Genomic DNA, 356 nt, shown 5'->3' with positions numbered 1-356 from the left:
TTGCGAGCTTTTAAACCCAACAAACTGTGCTACAAATAAAATTGAAGTTACGGTAACAGCCCCTGCAATCCTTGCAGTAAAAGAAAACTTAGGTCCAATTAACGGAAGCACAGGGGGAAGCACAACTTCGCTTATTGCATCGGATACATTAAACGGAGTTCAGGCTGTAATTGGATCAAATCCGGGAGAAGTTACCCTAAGAGCAACTGCTCCAACAGGATTTACAGTGAATCCTACAGACGGAACTGTAAGGGTAAGTGCAGGAGTAAAAGCAGGAAGTTACGATGTAGAATACACCATCTGTGATAATAATAATCCTGCCACAAACTGTTCAACAGCAACATCAACAGTTGTTG

At 41.9% G+C, this 356-nt stretch carries 1 pseudogene; it reads left to right on the top strand.

What is annotated here, in order from left to right:
- Positions 1 to 356 (top strand): annotated as a pseudogene (locus tag IRZ78_RS26045) (hypothetical protein); the annotation flags it as partial.

The sequence above is a fragment of the Flavobacterium sp. CSZ genome, assembly GCF_015350725.1.
Lineage (GTDB): Bacteria > Bacteroidota > Bacteroidia > Flavobacteriales > Flavobacteriaceae > Flavobacterium.
The sequence above is the reverse complement of the archived record's forward strand: the minus strand, read 5'-3'. Positions and strand labels throughout refer to the sequence as shown.